Consider the following 24,711-nt stretch of genomic DNA (forward strand, 5'->3'; position numbering starts at 1 on the left):
ATCGATTAGATTATATCAGGCGGCGACGCGACGACCGTCTTGAAATTGGAACGATCATGACCAGCCAGATCATCCCCGTCGATCCTTTCGACTTCATCATTTTCGGGGGCACCGGCGACCTGTCGGAACGCAAGCTGTTGCCGGCGCTCTATCACCGCCAGCGCGACCACCAGTTTTCCGAGCCGACCCGCATCATCGGGGCGTCGCGCACCAAGATGGACGACAAGGAGTTCCGGGCCTTCGCCAAGAAGGCGATCTCGGATCACGTGAAGCCCGAATATATCGAGGAAAAGGAACTCGCGACCTTCCTCGACCGGCTGAGCTACGTCACCGTCGATGCCAAGTCGGGCGACGGTTTTGCCGAACTCAAGAAGTCGCTTGCCGACAGCAAGCGCATCCGCGTCTTCTATCTCGCTGTGGCCCCCAGCCTGTTCGGCGACATCTCCGACCACCTCAAGGCGCACAAACTGGTCACTTCGGATTCCCGCATCGTCGTGGAAAAGCCGATCGGCCGCGACCTCGAGTCGGCCAGGGCGCTGAACGACATCATCGGCGACGATTTCGGCGAGCACCAGATCTTCCGCATCGACCACTATCTCGGCAAGGAGACGGTGCAGAACCTGATGGCGCTGCGCTTCGCCAACGCGCTCTACGAGCCGCTGTGGAACTCGGCCCATATCGACCACGTGCAGATCACGGTGGCCGAAACCGTCGGCCTGGAAGACCGCGTCACCTATTACGACAAGGCCGGCGCCTTGCGCGACATGGTGCAGAACCACATGCTGCAGTTGCTCTGCCTCGTCGCCATGGAGGCACCGGCCTCGATGGAGGCCAATGCCGTCCGCGACGAAAAGCTCAAGGTTCTCAATGCACTGAAGCGGGTCAACGGCAACGAGGCGCCGAAGCAGACGGTGCGCGGCCAGTATCGCGCCGGCGCATCGGCCGGTGGCCCGGTCAAGGGTTACATCGAGGAGCTGGGTGCGGAGAGCAACACCGAGACCTTCGTCGCCATCAAGGCCGAGATCGCCAACTGGCGCTGGGCCGGAGTGCCGTTCTATCTGCGCACCGGCAAGCGGCTGGCCTCGCGTGTCTCCGAGATCGTCATCGAGTTCAAACCGATCCCGCACTCGATCTTCGGCGAGAGCGCCGGTCCGATCTTCAACAACCAGTTGGTCATCCGCCTGCAGCCCGACGAGGGCGTCAAGCAGTTCATCATGATCAAGGATCCGGGCCCGGGCGGCATGCGTCTGCGCCAGATCCCGCTCGACATGAGCTTCGCCCAGTCCTTCGACGGGCGCGCGCCGGATGCCTATGAGCGCCTGATCATGGACGTGGTGCGCGGCAACCAGACGCTGTTCATGCGCCGCGACGAGGTCGAGGCGGCATGGAAGTGGATCGACCCGATCCAGCACGCCTGGGAAGGCAGCCGCCAGGAAGCCCAGGGCTATACCGCCGGCACCTGGGGTCCGTCGGCGTCGATCGCGCTGATCGAGCGTGACGGTCGCACCTGGCATGAGAGCAATTGAGCGCCATGGCTGGCATTGCGCCCCACTGGAACGAGTTTGAGACGCGCGACGCGTTGGCAGCTTCGCTGGCCGTTGCTGTCGCCGACACTCTGCGCGCGGCGATCTCGCGGCGCGGCGAAGCGTTCCTGGCCGTTTCCGGTGGCTCGACGCCCGGCCGGTTCTTCGCAGCTCTGTCGCGCGAAGAGCTCGACTGGGGCAAGGTAACGGTGACGCTTGTCGACGAGCGTTTCGTTCCAGAGACTTCATCACGTTCCAACGCATCGCTTGCCAAGGCTAACCTGCTGCAGAACGCGGCGTCCGCCGCCCGTTTCGCGCCGCTGTTCCAAGAGGCAACGAGTGTCGAGGACGGCGCGCGCCTTGCGGAGTCCGCGCTGAAGACCCTGCCCTGGCCGCTCGATGCGGCGATCCTCGGCATGGGCGGCGACGGCCACACCGCTTCGTTCTTCCCCGATGCTGTCGGGCTCGACGCCCTGCTCGACCCGGCTACGTCCCGGCTGGTGATGCCGGTTCATTCCGACAGCGCCGGCGAGCCGCGGCTGACATTGACGCTGCCTGCGCTGGTGGGCGCCGGGCTGGTCGTCGTCCATATCGAGGGCGCGGAAAAGCGCAACGTCATCGAGGCGGCACTGGCCACCGACAAGGCCTTGCCGATCCGCACCGTGATCGACCGGGCGCCGCGCGCCGCCGAGATCTACTGGGCCCCCTGATCGGGACCCGGCCGCGCCGAGCTCCACCAGGGGCCGCGGCGCCGCGAATGCCGAAATCGAGCATGGTCCGGCGCAATCGGCTGCGCCGTCTGCCGGTCCATGCCAGCCCGAAATTCCTCCCGGTTCGGGCCCCGCGTTGAAAGGACTGAGGCCATGACAGCCAGGAACGACATCCAAGCCATCACCGAGCGCATCCGCGAACGCTCGAAGGTCAGCCGCGAAATCTATCTCGACCGCGTCGACGCGGCAGCCGGCAAGACCGCCAATCGCGGCGTGCTGTCCTGCGGTAACCTCGCCCACGGCTTTGCCGTCTGCAGCCCTTCGGAGAAGGTCGCGCTCGGCGGCGACAAGGTCGCCAATCTCGGCATCATCACCTCCTACAACGACATGCTGTCGGCGCATCAGCCGTTCGAGACCTATCCGCAGCTGATCAAGGACGCGGCGCGCGAAGCCGGCGGCATCGCCCAGGTGGCCGGCGGCGTTCCCGCGATGTGCGACGGCGTCACGCAAGGGCAGCCCGGCATGGAGCTGTCGCTGTTTTCGCGCGATGTCATCGCCATGTCGGCCGCAATCGGCCTTAGCCACAACATGTTCGACGCCGCCGTCTATCTCGGCGTCTGCGACAAGATCGTGCCGGGCCTGGTGATCGCGGCGCTGACCTTCGGCCACCTGCCGGCAGTGTTCGTGCCGGCCGGACCGATGACGTCAGGCTTGCCGAACGATGAGAAGGCCAAGGTTCGCCAGCTCTATGCCGAAGGCAAGGTCGGCCGCGCCGAGCTGCTCGAAGCCGAGTCCAAGTCCTATCATGGACCGGGCACCTGCACCTTCTACGGCACCGCCAACTCCAACCAGATGCTGATGGAAATCATGGGCCTGCACACGCCAGGCGCCTCCTTCGTCAATCCTGGAACACCGCTGCGCGATGCGCTGACCCGCGAGGCGACAAGGCGGGCACTCGCCATTACCCATCTCGGCAACGCCTACACACCGGTCGGCCGCATGATCGACGAGCGCTCGGTGGTCAACGGTGTCGTCGGCCTGCACGCCACGGGCGGGTCGACCAACCACACCATCCACCTGATCGCCATGGCCGCCGCTGCCGGCATCCGCCTGACCTGGCAGGACATCTCCGACCTGTCGGATGCAGTGCCGCTGCTTGCCCGCGTCTACCCGAACGGCCTGTCCGACGTGAACCACTTCCAGGCAGCCGGCGGCATGGGCTTCCTGATCCGCGAACTGCTCGACGCCGGCCTGCTGCATGAGGACGTGCAGACTGTGTGGGGCGAAGGCCTGCGTCCCTATGCCGTCGAAGCCAAGCTCGGCGCCGACGGCTCGGTGGTGCGCGAGGCGGCACCCAAGGTCAGCGGCGACGAAAAGGTGCTGGCGCCCGCCGCCAAGGCGTTCCAGCCGACCGGCGGCCTCAAGGTGCTGGGCGGCAATCTCGGCCATGCCATCATCAAGACCTCGGCGGTCAAGCCCGAGCGCCGCATCATCGAGGCGCCGGCGCTGGTGTTCGACAGCCAGCAAGGCCTCAACGACGCCTTCAAGGCCGGTCTTCTCGACCGCGATTTCATCGCTGTCATCCGCTTCCAGGGCCCCAAGGCCAACGGCATGCCGGAACTGCACAAGCTGACCACCGTGCTCGGCATCCTGCAGGACCGCGGCCACAAGGTGGCGCTGGTCACCGACGGCCGCATGTCGGGTGCCTCAGGCAAGGTGCCGGCGGCGATCCATGTCACGCCGGAAGCGCTCGAAGGCGGGCCGATCGGGCGGGTCCATGACGGCGACATCGTCAGGCTCGACGCCGAGGTCGGCACGCTCGAGGTCCTGGTTCCCGCCGGAGATCTGGCGCTGCGTCCTGAACCGGTCTGCGACCTCTCGGGCAACGAGCACGGCATGGGCCGCGAGCTGTTCGCCGGCTTCCGCCAGATGGCCGGCCGCGCCGACCACGGCGCAAGTGCCTTCGGCACGGCCTAGTCCAAAAGCCGAGGCTCTACCCCGAGGGTCGAGCCTCTCGCTACTTCACCACCTCGCACGACATCACCGCCGGTGCATCCTCGCCCTTGGTCAGGTCGTAGAGATCGGCATTGTCGCCCTTGGTCCACCAGACATAGTTCTGGCCGGCATATTTGGCGCCGCTGGCGCTCAGCACGGTGACGGCCACGACCGTCCGGTCACCGAGCGTGAGCACTGCGAGCAAATTGTCGCCGGCATTTACGTATTCGGCCTTCACCGTCTGGTCGCCGCATCCATAGTCGACCGCGTTGCGCTCGACCTCTGCATCCCCCGGCAGATCCAGCGTGACGGTCGAAGCCATTGCCGCACTGGTCGCAGCGGCGAGAATGATCGCAGTGACGCTCAAGCGCATGACGGTCTCCTGAAATGCTCGTCATGCGACGATAGCACGCCGAAACGGCCTGCCGAAACCAAGGCTCCGGCGCGCAACGGCGGCTAGGCGCCGTTTTTCGCCACATCTGCAAAGAAGCCTTCCGGGCTCTCCACTTCGACCAGCCGTTTCTTCTCGATCAGCCAGAAGCGGTTGCCGACGGCGCGGACGAAGCTGCGGTCGTGCGAGACGAGCAGGCAGCTCGCCTCGTGCTTCAGCAGTTCATCCTCCAGCGCCTCCTGCCCATCGATGTCGAGATGGTTGGTCGGCTCGTCGAGCAGGTAGAAGTTCGGGTTTGTCAGCCTGAGCACCAGCATGCCGAGCCGCGCCTTCTGGCCGCCGGACAGGCGGCCGATCGGATTGCCCTGCATCTCGACGGTCAGGCCGGCGCCGGCCAGCAAGGTCCGGGCACGCTGCTCGCCAAGCTCGAACCGACGCGTCAGCATCGACAGCGGCGCGTCTTTGTCCCTGAGATCGGACAGGCCCTGGTCGCCATACCCCAGCACCAGCGAGGGCGTCGCCTTGACCACGTCCCTGGCGTTTTCCGGTGCGCCGATGGCCTGCCTGACCATGTTGACCAGCCGGGTCTTGCCGGTGCCGTTGCGGCCCAAAAGGACGACGCGGTCGCCCTGGCGAAGCCACAGTTTGCCGGTACGGAACAGCAGCGTTCCATCTGGCGTGGTGACGGGCGCGTCGTCGAAGGTGACCAGCACCTTGGCATGGGTTCCACGATTGGCGAGCCTGATGGTGCCAGCCGAACGCTCCTGATGGGTCGGCCGCGCCGCATCCTCCAGCCGCTCGGCCCGCTCTTTCAACTGCTTGGTCTTCACCACCAGAAGGTCGCTGCCCGAGTTGATGCCGATGTTGTTGAGCTTGGCCGCCTGTCGGCGCAGTTGCTGCGCGGTCTTCATGTCCTTTTCGAAGCGGCGTGCTTCCGAGGCGTCGATCTCGTCGAGTGCTTCTCGCGCCCTGGAATAGGGCAGCGAGAAGATCTGCGAGTTCTCCGGCCTGAGGAACAGCGTCCGGTTGGTCACCGCGTCGAGGAAGGCGCGGTCGTGACTGCAGATCACCACCGGCACGTCGCGCGGCAGTGCGTTCAGCCAGGTCTCGAGCTGGGCGATACGTGCCAGATCGAGATGGTTGGTCGGCTCGTCAAGCAGCAGCATGTCGGGCTCGGTCACCCAGACGCGGGCAAGCAGGGCCAGCCGCTGCCAGCCGCCGCTCAGCTTCGACAAGGGCCGCTGCCGCATCTCCTCGGGCACGTCGAGATCGTCGAGAACGATGTCGACGCGCCAGCTCTCGCTCTCAGCCTGATCGGCGGGAAGCGCTGCAAGGACGGCGTCATGGAACGCCATGTCGATCAGGCTTGCCGGCACGTCCTGCTCGACATGGCCGACCCGCAGGCCGCGTGAACGGGTGATATCGCCTGATGTCGGCTCGAAGGCGCCCGTGATCGCGCGCAGCAGCGTGGACTTGCCACGACCATTGGCGGCGACGATGCCAAGCCGGACACCCGGTTCGACGGACAGGTTGAGATTGGAGAAGAGCGGTGCACCGAGCGTGACGCCGAGCGACCTCAGATTGATCAAAGCCATATCAGTTCTCTGGTCTGGCCGGACCTTCGCCCGCATCCGATCATACGAGATGCTTTTGGGAAACCGGGTCCGGTGATTGTCCAGATGCGGACGAGCCCAAGGCTCGAGGCCGCATCACCACTGAGGGCAGACCGGGAGAGAGATACGCAACATCGAATGCCGCATCATACTGTCCAAAAATCGTAACTGATCGTTGGGGTCGATGCTGTTGGCGCGTCGTCCGAGGTCAGCCCTGCAAACGCATCTGCAGGGCGTGGACAGGGCCGCGCTGACGGTGGTGACGAAAAAACGTGTACACGCAGCCCTCCTTTGTTGTTCGAGTTGCGCGCTCTAAATAGCCGCGACCTCGTTCCGTTGCAAGCCCATGGACCGCCAGCTCGCTGCGCTCCGACTTCTTGGATCGTCAGCTCGCTGCGCTCCGACTTCTTGGATCGTCAGCTCGCTGCGCTCCGGCCTATTGGATCGTCAGCTCGCTGCGCTCCGGCCTATTGGATCGTCAGCTCGCTGCGCTCGCCGGCCCTGACGGTCGCCGAAGCCTCCTTCTTGCCGGCGTCGCCGCGATCGACCTCGACAACATAGTCGCCTGCCGGCAAGGTCGTCTGGTGCTTCTGGTCGTAGGCGTAGCCGAAACCCTGGCGATTGCCCTGGATGTCCTTCTTGGCCGCAAAGACGCGGATTTCCTTGGCGCCGGGAGCATCGATCGCCAGCACGCCGGCGCCGAGCACGGCGGTCACCTGGCCCTGCTCGCCGACCCGGACATTGAAGGGCTGTTCGGCCTCGGACTGGTCCATGCGGGCGACCAGGACATAGTCGCCGGCGGGCAGGTCGAACTTGTTGTCCGGACCGTAGCCATAGGTGACCTGGTCGCGGGTGCCGTCGATCTTTTTCCTGGCCTTGTAGACCCTGACGTCGAGACCGCCGGCGTCGACCTTGTCGGCGCCCTCGGCATAGATCGCATTGACCACGACATGGCCGACGCCGACGATGATGTCCTTTTCGACGGTCTGGCCTGCAGCAAGCTGGATCGTCTCATTGGCCTCGCCCTGGCCGATGGTGACCTTCAGTCTGGTTTCGCCGGCAGGCAGCACCACCTTGGTCTGGCCGTAATAGGTCGCCGGGTGGTCGCCACCAGGGAAGTCGAGCACGACGGCCGCCCCATCGACGATGTCGGCGCCTTCGCTGGGGCGTGGCCTGACGACGAGCGTGCCGGCATTGAGCACGAACAGCGGCTTGTAGGCCTGGCCGGCCTCGACCTTCAGCGGCTGTTCGACAGCCGCTTCGCCGAGCGTTGCACGGATGATGTAGTCGCCGGCTTCAAGCGATCCCTTGTAGTTGTTGTATTCGGTGGTCAGGCGCTCGCCCTTGGAGCCGTCGGCATTGGCCTTGTAGATTTCCCAGGCGTTGCCGGCATCCTTCAGCGGCGCGCCGCCTTCGGCCAGCGTCAGCTCGGGAGCGAAGTTGAACTCCGGCTTGGCCGGTTCCGGCGCAGGCGCAGGTTCCGGGGCCGGGGCCGGCGCGGCAACCGTCTGCACCAACGCATCTTCCAGACCCTTGGCGTCGGTTGCCTGGATGTATTTGCCGCCGGTGTTTTCGGCGAGGCAGGCGACCTGCCTGCCCTCTTCCGCCGTCAGGCCGAAGCCGACGACATGGGCGGTGAAATCGACACCCGACTGCTCCAGTTCCTTGCCCAATGCGCAAGGGTCGGCGTTGCAGGTCTCGAGCCCGTCGGTGATCAGGATCACTGTCGCCTTGTCCTCGGTGTATTTGAGGTCCTCGGCGGCCTGCTTGACGGCAGCGGACAATGGCGTCTTGCCGAGGAATTTCATGCTGTCGGCGGCAACGGTGATGGCGCTTGCCGAGCCTGACGCCGGCGGCACCACCAGTTCGATGTCGGTGCAGCTGCCCTTTTCGCGGTGGCCATAGGCCATCAGCCCGAGTTCGGTGTCGGCGGGAATGGTGGTAAGCACCGAGCGCAGCGCCTCGCGGGCGATTTCCAGCTTCGGCTTGCCGTCGATCTGTCCCCACATCGAGCCGGAGGCATCGAGTACGATGATGGCGCGGTCGGCGGCATTGGCGCTTGCCACTCCCGACAGCATGAGGACAGACGCCAGGATGCCTCGTGTAAACGCCTTCATGCTGCCCCTCGCCGATTCAGTTGAATGACGCGAAGCTAAACAACGGCCATTGGGCTGACAACCCTGAGGCTGATTAATAGGTGGTGCGGCGTTCTTCGCTCGGCGGACGGCCGAACTGCAGCCGGTAACTTTGCGCGAAATAGGAATGCGAGGTGAAGCCGGTGGCGATCGCCACGTCGAGGATCGGCATGTTGGTCTGGCGCAGCAATTCACGCGCGCGCTCGAGCCTGAGCCGCATGTAATAACGGCCAGGCGTCACATTGAGATGGCGCAGGAACAGGCGCTCGACCTGGCGAACCGATAGCCCGGCCGTCTTTGCCAGTTGCACCGCCGACAGGGGCTCATCGAGATGGTCGGCCATCAGTTCGACGATGCGCTTGAGCTTGTCCGACTTGCCGGTGAGGTCACGTTCGGGGCCAACGCGCTGGCGGTCGCCGGCAGAACGGATGCGCTCGTGCTGAAACTGGTTGGCAACCTCATTGGCGAGATTGGCGCCGAAATCGCGCTTGATGATCTCGAGCATCAGGTCGATCGAGGTGGTGACGCCGGCACAGGTGTAGCGCTTGCGGTCGATCTCGAAGACGTTGTTGGTGCACTCGATATCAGGGAACTTCTCCATGAAACCGGCGCGGTTTTCCCAATGGATGGTGCAGCGGTAGCCGTCGAGTTGGCCGGCTTCGGCCAACAGATAGGAGCCGACCGACAGCGCGCCCAGGGCAGCGCCGCGCCGGCCCCAGGAACGAAGCGCGCCGAGCACCTTGCTCTTGCCAGGAAATTCGGTGGCGACGCCGACGCAGACGAACATGATGTCGACCGCCGGCACGTCGGCGACGGAATAGTCGACCTTGAGCGGCAGGCCGTTGGAGGCGATCACCGCCTCGCCATCGGCCGACACCGTGGTCCAGCCATAGACGTCGCGGCCGAGCAGGCGGTTGGCCGACCGACAGGTGTCGATGGCGGCCACCAGCGAGAACATCGAGAACTTGTCGACCAGCAGGAAAGCGAACTGGCGGCCTTCGGGGTGGGGCTCTGACATCGCGACCAAATCTACAGAACGCGCCGGGTTGAGCAAGGAAGCGGCGCCGGTTTCCACAACGCCGCGATCATTCAGAAGCCCGGTTGTTCGAGGCCGGCGTGGCGATAGGCCGACACCAGCGTGTTGGCCATCAGCATGGCGATGGTCATCGGACCGACGCCCCCGGGAACCGGCGTGATGGCGCCCGCGCTCCTTTCGGCCGAGGCGAACTCGACGTCGCCGACCAACCTGGACTTGCCTTCGCCCTTGTCGGGTGCGGGAATGCGGTTGATGCCGACATCGATGACGGTGGCGCCCGGCTTGACCCAGTCGCCCTTGACCATTTCGGGCCGGCCGACGGCAGCGACGAGAATGTCGGCAGTGCGGCACAAGGCCGGCAGATCCTTGGTGCGGCTGTGGGCGATGGTCACGGTGGCGTTCGCCGCAAGCAGCAGGTTGGCCATCGGCTTGCCGACGATGTTGGACCGTCCGACGACCACCGCATTGAGACCGGACAGGTCCTTGCCGTGCTTGCGTTCGATCAGCAGCATCGAGCCGAATGGCGTGCAGGGCACAAGTGCGGTGTCGAGCTCGCCGGTGGCGAGCTTGCCGACATTGATGAAGTGGAAGCCGTCGACATCCTTGTCGGGTGCGATCGTCTGGATGATCTTGCCGGCGTCGATATGGCCGGGCAGCGGCAGCTGGACGAGGATGCCGTGGATCGCGGGATCGGCGTTGAGCTTCTCGACAAGGGCGACGAGATCGGCCTCGGAAGTCTCGGCGGCAAGCGTATGCTGGACCGAATGGAAGCCGCATTCCTTTGCTGTGCGCGACTTGTTGGCGACATAGACCTGGCTCGCCGGATCCTCGCCGACGATGACCACCGCCAGCCCCGGCTTTACGCCATGGCCGGCAAGTGCGGCCGCTGACTTCTTGACGCCTTCGACGACCTCGGCTGCGACACTCTTTCCGTCAATGATCTCAGCCATGGCTTACTCCGTCTGCGGCATGCTTTGCGGCGCATTGTCATCAAATTTTCGACCCGCAACCTCGTCATTGCGGCGTCCGGTGCCGTAAACTCGAAACCGCCTGGAAGAATTTCAGAAGTAGCGGCGCGAGCGCCGCTCCCTGAGAAGGTTCAGTTCCTTGCGAACCTCACGCAGGCTTTCACTGATCTCGTCGATCTGGCTCTGCGGCGCGGGCGCATCAGCATGGGGCGCTGGCGGCGGCGCGGAGTAATGGTCCGACGACCGCTGCCGATAGGACGGGCGATACTGCTGCGGTGTTGCGTAGTCCGGATGCGGCAGCGGCGGCTCGTCGTAGCCGGGCTGCGGCTGTGGCGCATAGGCTGGCGCGGGATAGCCGGGCTGCTGCTGCATCGGCTGCGCCTGCCAGGTCTGAGTTTGTTGCCGGCTCTCCACGATCGGATCCATAGCGGCGACAGCACCTCCCGACTGCATCACCGGGGCCACCTCGGTCCTTGGCGCAGCAACCTCGACGTGGTTGTCCGGCTGGCTGGTCGCGGTCACCGGTTCGCCGCGCGTTTCGGGCTTCGCCCGGCTGCGCCGCCTCGCCGTGCTGCGCAGGCTTTGCAGCGCCCCGCGCATGGCGCCGAAGCCGACTCCGGAGGCAAAGCCGAGCAGCATGCCGCCCAGCGCAATCATCGCCCGCGACGGGCCGGTCGACTGCAGCGGCGGCGATGCCGGCGATATGATTGTCACGTTGCCCGAATTGATGTCCCTCTGCTCGCCGGTCTCGCGAGCGCGAAGCAGGGTGGCCTCGTAGACGGCGCGCTTGGCGGCAACGTCGCGATCGAGCTCGCGCAGCGTGACCATTTCGCCGCCGACTTCGCTCTGGCGTACCTTGAGCTGGGCAAGGCGGGCGGCGAGCTCCTGTTCGGTCTGCACGGCACGCTTGAGGTCGACCTGGATGGAGCCGGCGACCCGGCGCAGTTCGTTTGCGATGCGCTCGCGTGCCCCGCTGAGCTGGGCATCGACAGCCAGACGCTCGGGATGGCGCGGGCCGAGCCTGACGGCGGCCCGGTCGGCTTCCTGGGTCAGCGCCGCATATTGCGCGCGCAGTTCGGTGATGGCAGGCGAGCCGATCGCTTCGGGCAAGGCGCCTGCAAGCACCGAATCGACACCGAGGTCGCGGGTCGAGGCGGCACGCGCGTTGAGTTCGAGCGTGCGAGCTCGCGCTGCGGTCAGCTGGTCATTGACACGCTGGATCTCGTCGTCGGTGATCAGCCGCCCTTGCGGATTGATCAGTTCGTTCTCGGCCTTGAACGCCTCGACCTTGCGCTCGGCCGCTTCGACCGACTTGCGCAGGTCGTCGAGGCGGCGGGTCAGCTCCTCGGTCGCGCGCCCTGCCGTTCCGGCCTGCAACTCGCCGAAAGTCTGGATGAAGACATCCGTCATCGTGTTGGCGATGAGTGCAGACTTCTCGGGATCCTGCGTCTTTGCTCCGACCGAGATGACGAAGGTGTTGGTGTCGCGCTGGATGGACAACGCCTCATAGAGGTGTTCGGCGGCCAGCGCGTGCCGCCGTCCGGGATCATCGCCTGTCTGCTGGTTGGACGAGATCAGTGAACGCACGAAACCGCTAACGCTGAAGCCGCCGCCGGCCTTGCCGTTGAATTCCGGATCATCGGCCAGATTGAGCTTGTCGACCACCTTGACCAGCACCGAGCCGGAGGTCAGCCTGCGCACCTGGGTTTCGACCACCGCCAGTGTCGCGTCCGACGGCAGGTCGCCGACGGTCAGCTCCTTGTCGGAAAGCCTGAGGTTGCGCGGATCGACGATCATCTCGGTCCAGGCTTCATATTTCTTGGGCGTCGACAGAGCGAGCGCGACGCCCAGCAGCGCGCCGGCGAGCGTCGTCGAGGCGATCAGCAGTTTCGAACGGGTGATGCCGCCGATGACCGCCATCGGGTCGATCAGCGGCTGCCAGCGAACGTCGTCGTGATCGCCATGCTGTGCGGATGGCTCGACCGAGGGCTGAGGCATGGCAGCAAGCGGCTCCGGAGCGACTGAGCCGATCGCCCTGTCGCGCCAGGTGCCGATCATCGAAGACGGAGTCGGAGCAGGCTTGTCGCTTGCGAATGCGGACGCGGCTTCCATCGGCTGTGCGACAACCGGCTGTGCCTCCGGTGCGGCCGGCTTTTCGGCCAGTTGCTCGCGGGCAGCACGTTCGGCCTCGCGCCGGAAACGCGCCATGCGATGGCGGGTCGCAGGATCCTGGAAATCTTCGTGACCAATGTCATCTTCCGCTGGCATCGACAGCAGCGACGAGCCTCGCGGCTTCGGATCGGCGTCGTCCCGGTCCAGCGCAAGCAACGAGCGCTTGCGCCTCCAGTCCTCGCGGTTTCCAGATTCGGCCATGCGGGCAACTTCCAAAAGTCTATTCCGGATCACCTGTCCGGTCGTTAAGCCACGCTAAACAGACATGGGTAACAAAACGTTAATTCCTGCCTGGCGGCAGTATATAGAGCTTCCTCACAGAACGGCACATTAAGCTTTGGCTTTTATCGTTCAACTGGATCATGACCAAGGCGAACGACATATCGCGCACAACGTTGCGCCAGCGGATCGGCAGTTTCGTCGTGCAGCGGCAGGCGGTGCTGCGCGACTACTTCTCGGCGATCAGCGGCTCGATGGGCCGGCTGGTGTTTTCGCTTGTCTATTTCATCGCGCTCGCCAACACGCTGTCGATCGCCGATTTCGGCTTGTTTGCTACCGCCTCCGCCGCTGGCGTCATGCTGTCGCGAACGCTGGCCTTCGGTTTCATCTCGGCGCTCTACCGCACGGCAACGATAAGGCCCCGCCTGATCGGCAGCTACACCGCCGGCTTCCTGATGCTCGCCGCGCTGTCGCTGCCGGTGCTCGTCGCCGCTTCGGCGCTGACCTGGTTCCTGTTCTTTTCGACATCCATGCCGGCCGCCATCTTTGCCGCCGTCATCTTTGCCGAGGCGCTGTTGTGGCGACCGGTCGAAGTGGCGATGATCGTCAACAACGGTCTCGGCCGCTTCGGCCGGGCGGCGGTTCTGGCGATCCTGACCGCCGCGATCAAGGCCGCCGCTGCTGCCCTGTTCATCTTCTGGCCAAGCCATACGGTCGGCGCCTGGGCCGGGTTCTACATCGCCTCGAACCTCGTCTCCCTGGCGCTCGCCTTCGGCTTCTTCTATCCGCGCCAGCGGCTCAGGCTGACGCCTGACCTGTACTGGCGTCGGCTGTCGGATTCGATCTATGTCGCCGGTGCCGAAGTGCTGTTCTACCTGCAGATGGAGTTCGACAAGCTGCTGGTGCTGGCCATGGGCGGCCCGCATCTCGCCGGCATCTATGCCATCGTCATGCGGCTGGTCGACCTGACCGCCATCCCGATCCGCACCTTCTCGATGATGCTGGTCCAGCGCATGATGCGCATGCCCGAAATGCTTGCCAGGCTAAAGGTCAAGGTTGGCATCGAGGCGGGCATTTTGATCGTCTCGACCTCGGCCCTGCTGTTCCTCGCCGTGGTACTGTACTTCTATCCCAACTTCCTCGGCCGCAACGTCGCCGAGGCGGGCCCGCTGGTCGGACTGGCGCTGTTCGTGCCGGCCCTGCGCAATCTCGTCGAGTATCACGCCGAGCTTCTGTTCGCGCGCGGCCAGACGCTGATCCGCGCCGCCAATCTCGCCATGCTGGCGGGCCTCAAGGCAGCCTTGCTGTCGCTGTTGCTGATGCGTGTCGCCGACACCGAAACGCTGGTTTGGATGCTGAACGGCATGTTCGCGCTGCTTTATCTCGCCTCGGCCGCGGTCACCTACACGGCGCTGCGGCGCCCAGCCAAGGCGATCTAGATCAGACGACGACCAGCCTGCGGATGCGGCCGAGATCGGTGCCGATGAAGGACTGCATGCCGATCGCCACCTGCTCGGGCGACATGGCGGCGACAAAGGCCTCGAACTGCGCGTCGGTCAACGGCGTGCCGGTCCAGTGGACCCGGCAGAACTCTTCCGCGCCGACATAATGTCCAGCACCTCCGGCGACCTCGTCGACGAAGCGGCCATAGATCATGCATTCGGAGAACTTGCGTCGCGCGCTCACCGCCTCGACCCAATGCCGTCCGCTGACCTGTTCGATGCGGGCCAGCATGTCGCGCACCGACGACCGGCGCCAGGCGATCAGCGTCGAGATGTAGTCATGCGGCGAAATCTCGGGCGCGGCGATGCCGAGCACGGCGGCAGCGTTGGCCGACCAGATGCGATGGTTGTCATGGCCGGGTTTCAGCAGCACGCCATCGCGCCGGAACAGCCTGAGCTTGCCGCCCAGCCAGAACCGGGCGCAATCGAAAGGCCTGAGGAAAGCCACGTCAGAATCGACGTAAACGAGGGTTTCCTGCTCGATGCGTTCAGCGATCGCCATGCGCCTGAGCTGCTGCACATGCCAGCCACGCAGCGGCGGCGCCTTGCGACTCAGCCAGACGCGGCGCTTGAACAGGCTCGTCGGATCGGGAATGTCGCGCAGCCAGGACGGCAAGAGCTCCCGCTCGTCGATGACCGTGCGGCGCTTGCCCTCGAGCTGCTGGAACAGCGCGAGGTCGCGGTGCTCGACCAGGAGATAGTGATGCGAGGCGCCGGTGACATGGCGATCGACGGTCTCGCACAGCAGGCGGCAGCGTTCAAAATCGGCGGCGTAGCTCGCCGTGATCAGCGCAGCGTCCGGGGCTGGAGACATGGCCTTGGCGTTCAAGACTGCCCTCCCCCACGGATCTTCTGGCGCAGCACGCGAAACAGGAACAGCGGGTTGCCGACGACATAGCGCCGCCACAGCCGGCCCGGTTCGATGAGCAGGCGGAACAGCCACTCCAGGCGGAGCCGGCGCACCCAGGCCGGCGCGCGCGGAACCGAGCCACTGAGGAAATCCAGCAGCGCGCCGACGGCAATCGGCAATGTGCAATGTTCAGGGCGCATGTGCCGCGCGATCCACATTTCCTGGCGCGGCACCCCCATGGCAACAAGGAGGATGTCGGGGCGAAGGCTGCCGATGGCGGCGACGATCCCGGGCTCTTCCTGAGACGTGAAGAAGCCGTCATGGACGACGACGATCTTGTGATGCGGGGCGATCTGGCCCAGCCGCGCCGCCGCCCGCTCGGCATTGGCACGCTTGGCGCCCAGGAGTGCCACGGTCAGCGGCTTGTCGCTCGCCTTCAAGAGGTCGGGGACGAAATCCGTGCCGTTGAGATTGTCAGGGAACGGCGCGCCATAGAGCCAGCGCGCGGCGATGTCGACACCGATGCCGTCCGCCAGCACGAGAAAACCGTTCAGGACGGCGGCGAAATCCTTGTCGGAACAGGCGATGTTGGCGTTGTGGGCATTGAGGAAGCTGACCTTGGTGAAGCTCCTGTCCCTGATCTTCTCAGTGAGCAGCGAGATCGCTTCGTCGCGCCGCAAGCTGGCGACCCGGATACCAAGAATGCTGCGGTAGGATGCGGCCGCTTTCGAAATCGTCATGCTCACGCCGCCACCTCATATGCGCCCGCGCCAAGCCGGGCGAGGCCACCTGCCACTGCCAGGTCGAGCGCGGCGATCTGCCGGCGATGGAAGTCCGAACCGTCGACTTCAGCGACCTTCTGATCGACGGTTCGTTCAAGCGCTCTGGCGAAGGCTACGGGATCGTCGGTCATGGTGCAATTGGCCGGCTTGTAGGCGATGCCACGCAGCGAATGCGCGGTTGCCACCGACGGCAGGCCGAGTTCGAACGTCTCGATCGTCTTGAGCTGGACGCCGCTGCCCGAGGTGCTGATGAGCGGGATGACGGCGGCGCTGCGCACAAAGGCCTGGGCATCGGGCACGCGGCCGACAAATGTGACGCCGGGATGTGGCGAGGACACCCCTGCGGGAACACTGCCGGCGATCCGGATGCGGAAATCGTTGCGCAGGTGCGGCACGACCTTGCCGAGGAACCAGTCCAGGCCGATGCGATTCGGCTCCCAGGTCCAGGTACCGATGAGCGCTGCATCGCAGTCGATGTCGCGCTTGCCCTGGTGTGCCGGAAGCTGTGACCGAGTGACCAGCGGCAGCGCCACCGAGCGTGTGTCGGAGGCAACGCCCAATTCGGCGCGATCCTCGTCGGCGAGTGTGAAGACGAAGCGCGCATTGCGACACAGACGCCTTTCAATGACTTCGAGCAATCTTGCCTCGCGGCGAAACAGCAGGCGTTGAAACGCGCCGTTGGCGGCACGCGCGTTCTCGGCGGCCGAGCGGAATTCGACATTGTGCGCGACGAAGATCGAAGGCCGGTCCTGAAACAGGCTTTCGAACGCCGCCGCCATCTGGACCGAATTGAGGATGTAGCCATCGAACGGTCCCGCCGCCGCGATCGCCTGCCGCACCGTCTCATCGGAGACGATGCGCAGCTTGGCCGAAGCGAAAGTCAGCCCGGAGGCAACCGCATTCGCCAGCCAGCCCAGCTTGCGCTGCAAGGGGGCGACATCGGTGCGCACGTCGAGCGAGCCGAGCAGGATCGTGTTTTCGGGGTCTGACGGCGGTTTGCCCGGCCAGCCGAAGCCAAGCACGGTCACGCGCACGCCGGCCCGGCGCAGCGCATCGATGATCGCCTGGTTGGCGATCTCGTAGCCCGACGAGAGTGCTCCGTCAGGCACGATGGATGTGGCAAACAGCAGATGCATCACGACAGTTCCTGCCTATGCCCTAACAAAGCGCGGTGAAGTCTTCATTAAGCAATTTCAGCCGCTTGTGGAACCTGCCCGACAATCCGCAGTTTGCTTCCGGCGTGTTTAACTGACCGTTATGGCGCCCATGATAGCGAAGAGGCATCAATAACCGGCAGCTTGTCATGAATGCTATACCTCCACTCAAGTCCGTGACCATTGCCGGCACTTCGCCTGCACTGGCAGTGGACGACGTCGAGGTGGTGGTCACGCTGCCAACCTTTCGCCGGCCACAGCAAGTTCTGGCAACGCTCGATTCGCTGGCCAGGCAAAAGACCACGCGCCGGTTCGCCGTCATCGTCATGGAGAATGACGACGAAGGCAACGAAGGCATGCACGCTGCCTTGCCGCTGTTTGAAAGCGGGGCGATGCGCGGGCTGGTCATCGTCGCACATGAACGCGGCAATTGCAGCGCCTACAATGCCGGCTGGCACACCGCCTTGCTGCGCTTTCCGAATTTCTCGCGGCTGCTGGTCATCGATGACGACGAGCTGGCCGATCCGATGTGGCTCGAAACCATGTGCCTGGCTGCTGAACGCCTCGGCGTCGACATCGTCGGTGGGCCGCAGGTGCCAGTCTTTTCAGATCCCGGGCATCAGGTCTGGGCGACACATCCGGTGTTTGCCCCGCCCTATTCCGTCACCGGTGAGGTCGGCGCGCTCTACTCCTCGGGAAACCTGCTGGTCAGCCGCAACGTGCTTCTGGCCATGGGCCCACCCCATCTCGACCTGCGCTTCAACTTCATGGGCGGCGGCGACTCGGATTTCCTGAGCCGCTCGTCACAGAAGGGTTTCAAGCTCGGCTGGTGCGCGGAAGCAAAGCTGTTCGAGACGGTTCCGGCACGGCGCACCGAGGCCGACTGGATCCGGGCACGCGGCCTGCGCAACGGCGTCATCTCGACGCTCGTCGCCAAGAAGAAATATGCCGGCACGCCGTTCGCCAACACACGCGTCTTCCTGAAAAGCCTGGCGCTGCTTGGCGCCTCGCCATTACGTGCAATGAAGCGCCTTATCGAGACCGGATCGCCATCGGTCGCCGTGTACCCGATCCATGTGGCGCTTGGCCGTGTGATGGCCGAATTTGGTTATGCCAATGAGCAGTATCGTCAGCCCGAGAAGAACTGACGCGCCGCCGCTGACGGCGGCGTTCACGGCATCGGGCGTCGCCACCGCGATTGCGACGATGGTGCTGACCATCGTCATCGTTTCGTTCAGGCCGTTCCAGCCGGCGGGCGCCGGTGCGATCGAAGGCGGCGACATCGTCAACCAGTTGGGCTTCGGATCGCTCGGCGCCTTCGCCATGTTTGCGTTGGTAACCATGGCCAATCCGGCCCGGTTGCGCGCCATTGTCGGGCTGCCCTGGATCGTCCTGCTGTGCTTCTTCCTGATATCGGTCGGTGAAGCCGCCGACCCCAATGCAGCGTTCCGGGCGGCAAGTTTCACCCTCATCGGCATCACCGCCATGGCAACCGTGCTTGCCTTGCCGCGCGATGGCGATTCCTTCTCGACCGTGCTGATTGTCGCCGGCTTTCTCATCGTCGGGCTGAGCTACGCCGGCGTCATCCTTTATCCCAGCGTGGCGATCCACGGCGCCGACGGCTTCGAGCCCGAGCATTCCGGCTTGTGGCGCGGCGCCTTCAGCCACAAGAACATCGCAGCGCCCGTCATGGCATGCTTCAGCTTCGCCGGCATCTACCTGATCCGAAGGCATTGGCGCTGGTCGGGTTACATCCTTTTGGCCATGTCGATGTTCTTCATGGTGCACACCGGATCGAAGACGACGGCCGGGCTGGTGCCGCTGTCGATCATGCTCGTGCTTCTGCCCGGAATGATCGGCATGCGGCTCGGCACGCCGCTGCTGTTTGCGCTGGCCGTCGTCGGCACGGCATTCGCCACGCTCGGCATCGTCTTCATCGAACCGCTGCAGCAGCTTGCCGCGCACCATTTTCCCGAACTCACCTACACCGGGCGCACGACTGTCTGGGCCTTCGCTGGCGAGATGATCGCCAAGAAGCCGTGGTTTGGATACGGCTATGAGAGCTTCTGGCGCACGCCGCTGGTGACCGGCATTGGCCATGCCTACGACCAGGGCTGGGACATCCGCTTCATCGTGCATGGCCACAACGGCTACATCGACATCGCCGTCACCATGGGCCTGCCCGCGCTTGCCGTCGCCGCCTATGTCTTCCTGGTCGCGCCGCTGCGCGACTACATGCGCATCCCGCTCTACAAGGAGAACGTCTTCCTCGGCGACTTCTTCATGATGGTGGTGCTGTTCACCGCGCTCAATGCCTTCCTCGAAAGCTTCTTCTTCCGCCGCATCGACCCGGTCTGGATGTTCTTCGTCTTCGGTGTCCTGGGGCTGCGCATGGTCTCGCGCATGGTCATCCACAAGAACACCGGCTGACGGAACGCGCTTGCTCCGCTCCGGCGGCCACGCCATTCTCGGGCATGGCCACCCTGGTTTCACGACGCCGGATGCTCGCCCAGACGCTGGGTTTCGGCTTGGCTTCGCCACTCGGAACGTCTGCGGCGCGCAGCGCCAGTCGGCCGCGAACCGATGCGACATTCCTGTTTGCCGCCGACATCCACGCTTGCCGCATGGCGAGCGGTCTCAGTCCGAATTGCCAGACCGAAGGCAAGACCGACCAGAACCTGCGCCGGCATGTTGCGGCGCTGAACCAGCTCGGCGAATTGGCATGGCCACGCGAAATCGGCGGCGCAGCAGGCGGCCTCGCAAGTGCCGGCCAGAAGATCGGCCGGCCGCTCGGACTTGTCGTCGGCGGCGACATGACCGACGACGGCGGCGGCCAGGTGACCCAGCCGCATGAAGGCACACAACTGCTCCAGTTCAGCCAGCGCTACCAGGTAAGTACCGGGCCGGACCGTGTGCATGTGCCTGTCTATGTCGGGCTCGGCAACCACGACCTCGACCAGGACGGTCCGCCACCGCATGTCGACTGGTACCGGCGCGAGATGCGCGACTATGTCGAGATCAACCATCGGCCCAGCGTGTTCTTCAAGCCGCCGGTGCCGGCGGCCAACTACGACGCGCTGTCCGACTGCTATTCCTGGGACTGGGGCGGGCTCCACCTGGTGCAGACGCATCGCTTTGCAGGCGATACATCAAAGGGAGCGGTGAGCGCGCTCGACTGGCTGAAGCGGGATTTGGACGACAACGCCGGCGACGGGCGGCCGGTGATTCTGTTCCAGCACTATGGCTGGGATGCGTTCTCGACCGAGCGCTGGGACCCGGACGCCCATACATTCGACGACACCGGCAGCGGCAAGCCGCACTGGTGGAGCGACGACGACCGCCGCGCGCTGCGCTCGGCGAGCGCCGGCCACAACGTGATCGGCGTCTTCCACGGCCACCAGCACGAGACGCCGATGATCTACAGCCGCGACGGGCTCGACCTGTTCAAGCCGAAGGCCGCCTACATGGGCGGCTTCGCACTTGTGCGCGTCACCGACGCCTTCATGGACGTGGCCCTCGCCGAGGCCGGCCCGCATGGCGGCGTCACCTTCACCAATGCCTTCACCAAGGTGCTGGACCACACACGCTGAAGTGGCGTTGCACCCTTCCGCCTGGCTCCAAGACGGTCTATGTCAGTTCTGTTCGGAGGCTTTGCATGACCATCAGACTGATCCTCGCCGGCTGCGGCAACATGGGCTACGCCATGCTCACGGGCTGGCTCAACTCGGGCAAGCTCGCGCCCGAGGAAACATTCGTTGTCGAGCCCAATGCGGAGCTGCGCGCCCGTGCCGCCGATCTCGGCAGCCGTGTCGCCTCGGAAGTCGGTGGCGTTCCCGCCGATGCGGATCCTGGGATCGTCGTCATCGCCGTCAAGCCGCAGGTCATCCGCGAAGTCACTGCCGGCTATCGCCGCTTCGGCAACGGCAAGGCGACCTTCGTCTCGGTCGCCGCGGGCACGCCGGTGGCCACCTTCGCCGACATCCTCGGCAGCCATACGCCGATCGCGCGCTGCATGCCAAATACGCCAGCAGCCATCGGCAAGGGCATGATGGTTGTCTATTCCAACGAGCACGTCTCGGAAGCGGCCAAGGAAGTTGTCGGCGACCTTCTGTCGGCCAGCGGCGAAGTCGCCACCATCGCCGACGAGGGCCTGATGGATGCGGTCACCGCCGTCTCCGGTTCGGGCCCGGCCTATATCTTCCATTTCATCGAGTGCCTGACGGCAGCGGCTGAAAATGCCGGTCTGCCACCGAAGACGGCAGCGCTTCTGGCCATGCAGACCGTCTATGGCGCGGCGAGCCTGGCCGCCGAAAGCCGCGAGGATCCGGCCGTGCTGCGCCGCCAGGTGACCAGCCCGAACGGCACGACGGCGGCGGCGCTGGGCGTGCTGATGGGTGACGATCGCCTCAAGACCCTGCTCACCGAAGCTGTCGAAGCGGCTCGGCTGCGCTCGATCGAACTCGGCAAATAGCTACTTCGCGTCAGCTTCGGCCTGCAGCGCCTCGACATAGGGCGCTGCCGCCGCGTGGACCGCGCGCTCCATGTCGCGGAACCGGCGCACGACGTCTTCGCCGACAGGCGTAAGCTCTGCGCCGCCGCCATGCTTGCCGCCGGTCTTGGCGGCCACCAGCGGCTTGCCGAACATATCCTTCATCTCTTCGACCAGGTCCCAGGCGCGCTTGTAGGACATTTCCATCGCGCGGGCCGCAGCCGAGATCGAACCGGTGGCGGCGATCTGCTCGAGCAGTTCGACCTTGCCCGGACCGAGACGTCCCGTCGGGTCGAGATAAAGTCGCAAGGTCAGAGATGGCATCGGCTCGCTCCAGTCAGTCGCTGGTTAGCACAAGCGGCGCCCCCGGAGAAAGATTGGCGCGGTCGAAAGCAACGGTCTTGATGACGGCGAACACCTCGCGCCCGATGGCAAGGTGCAGCGTCTGGAAGGACTGGCGGGTGATGCGCGACACCAGGATGTCGCCATGGCAGTCGAGCTTGAGGTCGACCTGGGAACCGTCGACCTGGCTGATTTCGGCAATGCGACCAGGAAGAATGTTGAGCGCGCTGAGACCTTTCGGCCGTTCGGTTCCGATCATCACGTCGCGGGCGCGGATGCGGACACGCACGGCGGCACCAAGCGGCCTGTCGATGCGCGGCACGCGCATTTCGCCGGCACGGGTGCCGAGCACTGTCATGCCGAAGGCTTCGTCGTGGCCGAGCACTTTCATGTCGAGCACGGCGCCGCCCTCGCCCACCTCTTCCGGCGGCAACAGGTCGAGCCTTCGCATGATCTCGCCGGTCGGGCCGCTGGCTGCCAGCTTGCCGTTGGTCATCACGACGATGTCGGTGGCAAGCCGCGCCACCTCTGCAATGGAATGGCTGACATAGACGATCGGAATCTTCGTCTCGTCGCGCAGCCGTTCCAGATAAGGCATGATCTCAGACTTGCGTGCGTCGTCGAGCGAAGCCAGTGGCTCATCCATGAGCAGCAGCTTCGGGCTTGCCAACAGCGCACGGCCAATGGCGACGCGCTGCTTTTCACCGCCCGACAGCAGCGCCGGTCGACGCGGCAGGAGGTGGCCGATGCCGAGCATCTCGACGACCCGGCCGAACTCGGCATAACGCTCTGCCTGTGGCGTGAACCAGCGGCCATAGAGCAGGTTCGAACGCACGCTGAGATGCGGAAACAGCCGCGCATCCTGGAAGACGAAGCCGACCTGGCGCCTGTGGACAGGCACGAAGCTGCGCTGTGCCGTGTCGACCAGCGTCTTTCCGTCGATGACGATGCGCCCGCTGTCCGGGCGGATCAGCCCGGCGATGATGTTGATGATCGAGGTCTTGCCCGACCCTGACGGCCCGAACAGAGCAGTCAGGCGGCCGGCGCTTTGGAAGCTTGCCTCAAGGTCGAACGCGCCGAGGCGATGGTGGATGTCGACGAACAGCATCAGCCGGCATCCACGCGTTGGCCGATGCGGCGGGCGAAAATTTCGGAGACGACCAACGCGATCATCGAAATGGCGATCGAGATCAGCGTCAGCCGCATCGCGCCTGCATCGCCGCCGGGAACCTGGGTGAAGGTGTAGATCGCCGAGGGCAGCGTCTGGGTCTCGCCGGGGATGTTGGAAACGAAGGTGATGGTGGCGCCGAACTCGCCCATCGCCTTGGCAAAGGACAGGATCATGCCGGCAACGACCCCGGGCAGGATCAGCGGCAGCGTCACAGTCGCAAACACCCAGAGCGGGCTGGCGCCCAGCGTGCCGGCAGCCGATTCGAGACGACGGTCGACGGCTTCGATGGACAGGCGGATGGCCCGCACCATCAAGGGGAAGCCCATGATCGCGCAGGCAAGTGCGGCACCGGTCCAGCGGAACGAAAAGACGATGCCGAAATACTGGTCGAGCAAGGAGCCGATTGGCCCCCGGCGCCCGAAGCTCAGCAGCAGCAGATAGCCGGTGACGACGGGGGGCAGAACCAGCGGCAGATGGACGACGCCGTTGAGCAGCGACTTGCCCCAGAAATTGCCGCGCGCCAGCAACAGCGCGATGCCGATGCCGAATGGCAGGCTGGCAGCCATCGCCCACAGCCCGACCTTGATCGACAGGTGGACCGCGTTCCATTCGTCAGGAGTGAGGTCCAGCATTCCCCGCTCGCATCCCCTCAAAAATCCGTCCCACCCGCGATGCGAAATGGGACGTCAGTCACAAAGATAGAGCCTAACCGACAGGGGTAAACCAGTCGCTATTGGACCGGCGCCAGCACGGTGAAACCCTGAGCCTCGAACAGCTCCTTGGCCTTGGCGGACTGAAGATATTTCACATACGCCTCGGCGTCTGCGTTCTTCGAGCCCGCCGTCACGCCAACCGGATAGACGATGGGAGGATGCGAGTCTTCCGGGAAAAGGCCGACGATCTTGACGCCCGGCTCGGCGGTGGCGTCGGTCTGGTAGACGATGCCGAGCGGGGCTTCGCCAGTCGACACCAGCTTGAGGGCGGCGCGCACGTTCTCGGCCTGGGCGATCTTGCCTTCGACCGAGGCCCAGACGCCGAGCTTCTCGAGCGCTGCCTTGCCATACTTGCCGGCAGGAACTGCCTTGACGTCGCCCATGGCGAGGCGGCCATCGCCGAGTAGGTCGGCGAGGTCGAAATTCGCCGCGATGTCAGCCTTGGCAGCCGAATCCTTCGGCGCCACCAGCACGATGCGGTTGCCGAGCAGCTTCACCTCGGAGCCGTCCTTGATGAGCTTCTTGTCTGAGAGATACTTCATCCAGTCGAGGTCGGCCGAGATGAACACGTCGGCCGGCGCACCCTCTTCGATCTGCTTGGCCAGCGCCGAGCTCGCGGCATAAGACGCGGTGGCAGTCTTGCCGCCCTCGGCCTTCCAGGCCGTGTCGACGGCGTCGAGCGCGTTCTTGAGGCTGGCGGCCGCAAACACCACGACGTCGCCATCGGCGCGCGCCGCCGGCAGGCCAAGCGCCAGTACGGCGGCGAGACCACCCGCCATCGCGGCAAGCCGCACCCCAAAACTCCTACGCGCGAACATCAGAATTCCCTCCACCATCTAGCCCAGCCCGTCGCGGGCCACGGATTCGTTATATTCATACGGATACAACACTTGGCAGGCAACTACCCATCCAGGTGGTTTTGCGCGAAACAGTTCCGTCATTTCGC

21 protein-coding genes are annotated in these 24,711 nt (G+C 64.9%); 8 read left to right on the top strand and 13 right to left on the bottom strand.

The features are described 5' to 3' along the window. Nucleotides 1-56 precede the first annotated feature (56 nt). The 3 genes from zwf (at nt 57) to edd (ending at nt 4,210) form a co-directional block, all read left to right on the top strand. On the top strand, nt 57-1,526 hold the full coding sequence (gene zwf / locus N7E70_RS25815) for a glucose-6-phosphate dehydrogenase (protein ID WP_067965256.1): 1,470 nt from the start codon (nt 57-59) through the stop codon (nt 1,524-1,526). Between the two features lie 5 nt (nt 1,527-1,531). After that, a complete protein-coding gene (gene pgl, locus N7E70_RS25820; RefSeq protein WP_154385391.1) occupies nt 1,532-2,233 on the top strand; it encodes a 6-phosphogluconolactonase in 702 nt (233 codons plus the stop codon). Between the two features lie 153 nt (nt 2,234-2,386). After that, nucleotides 2,387-4,210, top strand: coding sequence for a phosphogluconate dehydratase (edd, locus tag N7E70_RS25825; protein WP_154385319.1), 1,824 nt, complete (start codon nt 2,387-2,389; stop codon nt 4,208-4,210). Between the two features lie 40 nt (nt 4,211-4,250). Here the strand turns inward: edd and N7E70_RS25830 are convergent, their stop codons facing one another. From N7E70_RS25830 to N7E70_RS25855, 6 genes are all read right to left on the bottom strand, one after another. Further along, nucleotides 4,251-4,601 carry an MliC family protein gene (locus tag N7E70_RS25830; RefSeq protein ID WP_154385318.1) on the bottom strand — a complete coding sequence of 117 codons (351 nt, stop codon included), beginning with the start codon at nt 4,599-4,601 and terminating at the stop codon, nt 4,251-4,253. Between the two features lie 83 nt (nt 4,602-4,684). Beyond that, nucleotides 4,685-6,214 (bottom strand): ABC-F family ATP-binding cassette domain-containing protein, encoded by a 1,530-nt coding sequence (locus N7E70_RS25835; RefSeq protein ID WP_263008014.1) that lies wholly within the window; start codon nt 6,212-6,214, stop codon nt 4,685-4,687. A 485-nt stretch (nt 6,215-6,699) separates the two neighbouring features. Then, nucleotides 6,700-8,349, bottom strand: coding sequence for a vWA domain-containing protein (locus N7E70_RS25840; RefSeq protein ID WP_154385316.1), 1,650 nt, complete (start codon nt 8,347-8,349; stop codon nt 6,700-6,702). A 73-nt stretch (nt 8,350-8,422) separates the two neighbouring features. Continuing rightward, a complete protein-coding gene (locus tag N7E70_RS25845; RefSeq protein ID WP_067967057.1) occupies nt 8,423-9,385 on the bottom strand; it encodes a GlxA family transcriptional regulator in 963 nt (320 codons plus the stop codon). A 71-nt stretch (nt 9,386-9,456) separates the two neighbouring features. Continuing rightward, nucleotides 9,457-10,353, bottom strand: a complete 897-nt coding sequence (gene folD / locus N7E70_RS25850; RefSeq protein ID WP_154385315.1) for a bifunctional methylenetetrahydrofolate dehydrogenase/methenyltetrahydrofolate cyclohydrolase FolD — start codon at nt 10,351-10,353, stop codon at nt 9,457-9,459. 111 nt (nt 10,354-10,464) lie between these two features. Further along, nucleotides 10,465-12,744 carry a GNVR domain-containing protein gene (locus N7E70_RS25855; protein WP_263008015.1) on the bottom strand — a complete coding sequence of 760 codons (2,280 nt, stop codon included), beginning with the start codon at nt 12,742-12,744 and terminating at the stop codon, nt 10,465-10,467. Nucleotides 12,745-12,905: 161 nt separating this feature from the next. On the opposite strand from N7E70_RS25855, the gene N7E70_RS25860 reads away from it, so the two are divergent. Further along, nucleotides 12,906-14,201 carry a lipopolysaccharide biosynthesis protein gene (locus N7E70_RS25860; protein WP_263008016.1) on the top strand — a complete coding sequence of 432 codons (1,296 nt, stop codon included), beginning with the start codon at nt 12,906-12,908 and terminating at the stop codon, nt 14,199-14,201. A gap of 1 nt (nt 14,202) precedes the next feature. On the opposite strand, the gene N7E70_RS25865 is transcribed toward N7E70_RS25860, so the two are convergent. The 3 genes from N7E70_RS25865 to N7E70_RS25875 are packed head-to-tail and all read right to left on the bottom strand — an operon-like array spanning nt 14,203 to nt 17,032. After that, nucleotides 14,203-15,078 carry a DUF6492 family protein gene (locus tag N7E70_RS25865; RefSeq protein WP_263008068.1) on the bottom strand — a complete coding sequence of 292 codons (876 nt, stop codon included), beginning with the start codon at nt 15,076-15,078 and terminating at the stop codon, nt 14,203-14,205. A gap of 11 nt (nt 15,079-15,089) precedes the next feature. After that, nucleotides 15,090-15,854 carry a WecB/TagA/CpsF family glycosyltransferase gene (locus N7E70_RS25870; protein ID WP_263008017.1) on the bottom strand — a complete coding sequence of 255 codons (765 nt, stop codon included), beginning with the start codon at nt 15,852-15,854 and terminating at the stop codon, nt 15,090-15,092. Nucleotides 15,855-15,856: 2 nt separating this feature from the next. Beyond that, nucleotides 15,857-17,032 (bottom strand): glycosyltransferase, encoded by a 1,176-nt coding sequence (locus N7E70_RS25875; RefSeq protein WP_263008018.1) that lies wholly within the window; start codon nt 17,030-17,032, stop codon nt 15,857-15,859. Between the two features lie 167 nt (nt 17,033-17,199). Here N7E70_RS25875 and N7E70_RS25880 point away from each other — a divergent pair, with 167 nt between their 5' ends. From N7E70_RS25880 to proC, 4 genes are all read left to right on the top strand, one after another. Further along, entirely contained in the window at nt 17,200-18,198 is a 999-nt protein-coding gene (locus N7E70_RS25880) for a glycosyltransferase family 2 protein (protein WP_154385310.1), read from the top strand. Further along, a complete protein-coding gene (locus N7E70_RS25885) occupies nt 18,167-19,480 on the top strand; it encodes an O-antigen ligase family protein (protein WP_263008019.1) in 1,314 nt (437 codons plus the stop codon). Before N7E70_RS25880 ends, N7E70_RS25885 begins: the two co-directional genes overlap by 32 nt. Nucleotides 19,481-19,551: 71 nt before the next feature. Next, nucleotides 19,552-20,640 carry a metallophosphoesterase gene (locus tag N7E70_RS25890; protein ID WP_312883610.1) on the top strand — a complete coding sequence of 363 codons (1,089 nt, stop codon included), beginning with the start codon at nt 19,552-19,554 and terminating at the stop codon, nt 20,638-20,640. Between the two features lie 65 nt (nt 20,641-20,705). Continuing rightward, a complete protein-coding gene (gene proC / locus N7E70_RS25895) occupies nt 20,706-21,521 on the top strand; it encodes a pyrroline-5-carboxylate reductase (protein WP_067965285.1) in 816 nt (271 codons plus the stop codon). Here the strand turns inward: proC and N7E70_RS25900 are convergent, their stop codons facing one another. The 4 genes from N7E70_RS25900 to modA all read right to left on the bottom strand — a co-directional run bounded on the left by N7E70_RS25900 (nt 21,522) and on the right by modA (nt 24,583). Beyond that, complete coding sequence (locus tag N7E70_RS25900) at nt 21,522-21,863, bottom strand: winged helix-turn-helix domain-containing protein (RefSeq protein WP_067965287.1); 342 nt, start codon at nt 21,861-21,863, stop codon at nt 21,522-21,524. 13 nt (nt 21,864-21,876) lie between these two features. Then, nucleotides 21,877-22,989 (bottom strand): molybdenum ABC transporter ATP-binding protein, encoded by a 1,113-nt coding sequence (gene modC, locus N7E70_RS25905; protein WP_442866477.1) that lies wholly within the window; start codon nt 22,987-22,989, stop codon nt 21,877-21,879. Next, nucleotides 22,989-23,684, bottom strand: a complete 696-nt coding sequence (gene modB / locus N7E70_RS25910) for a molybdate ABC transporter permease subunit (RefSeq protein ID WP_192318308.1) — start codon at nt 23,682-23,684, stop codon at nt 22,989-22,991. The genes modC and modB overlap by 1 nt, the downstream gene beginning before the upstream one ends. Nucleotides 23,685-23,782: 98 nt before the next feature. After that, nucleotides 23,783-24,583 (bottom strand): molybdate ABC transporter substrate-binding protein, encoded by an 801-nt coding sequence (modA, locus tag N7E70_RS25915; protein ID WP_263008020.1) that lies wholly within the window; start codon nt 24,581-24,583, stop codon nt 23,783-23,785. Nucleotides 24,584-24,711 lie beyond the last annotated feature (128 nt).

Origin of the sequence: Aminobacter sp. NyZ550 (assembly GCF_025628925.2) — a bacterium.
Taxonomy (GTDB): Bacteria; Pseudomonadota; Alphaproteobacteria; order Rhizobiales; family Rhizobiaceae; genus Aminobacter; species Aminobacter ciceronei.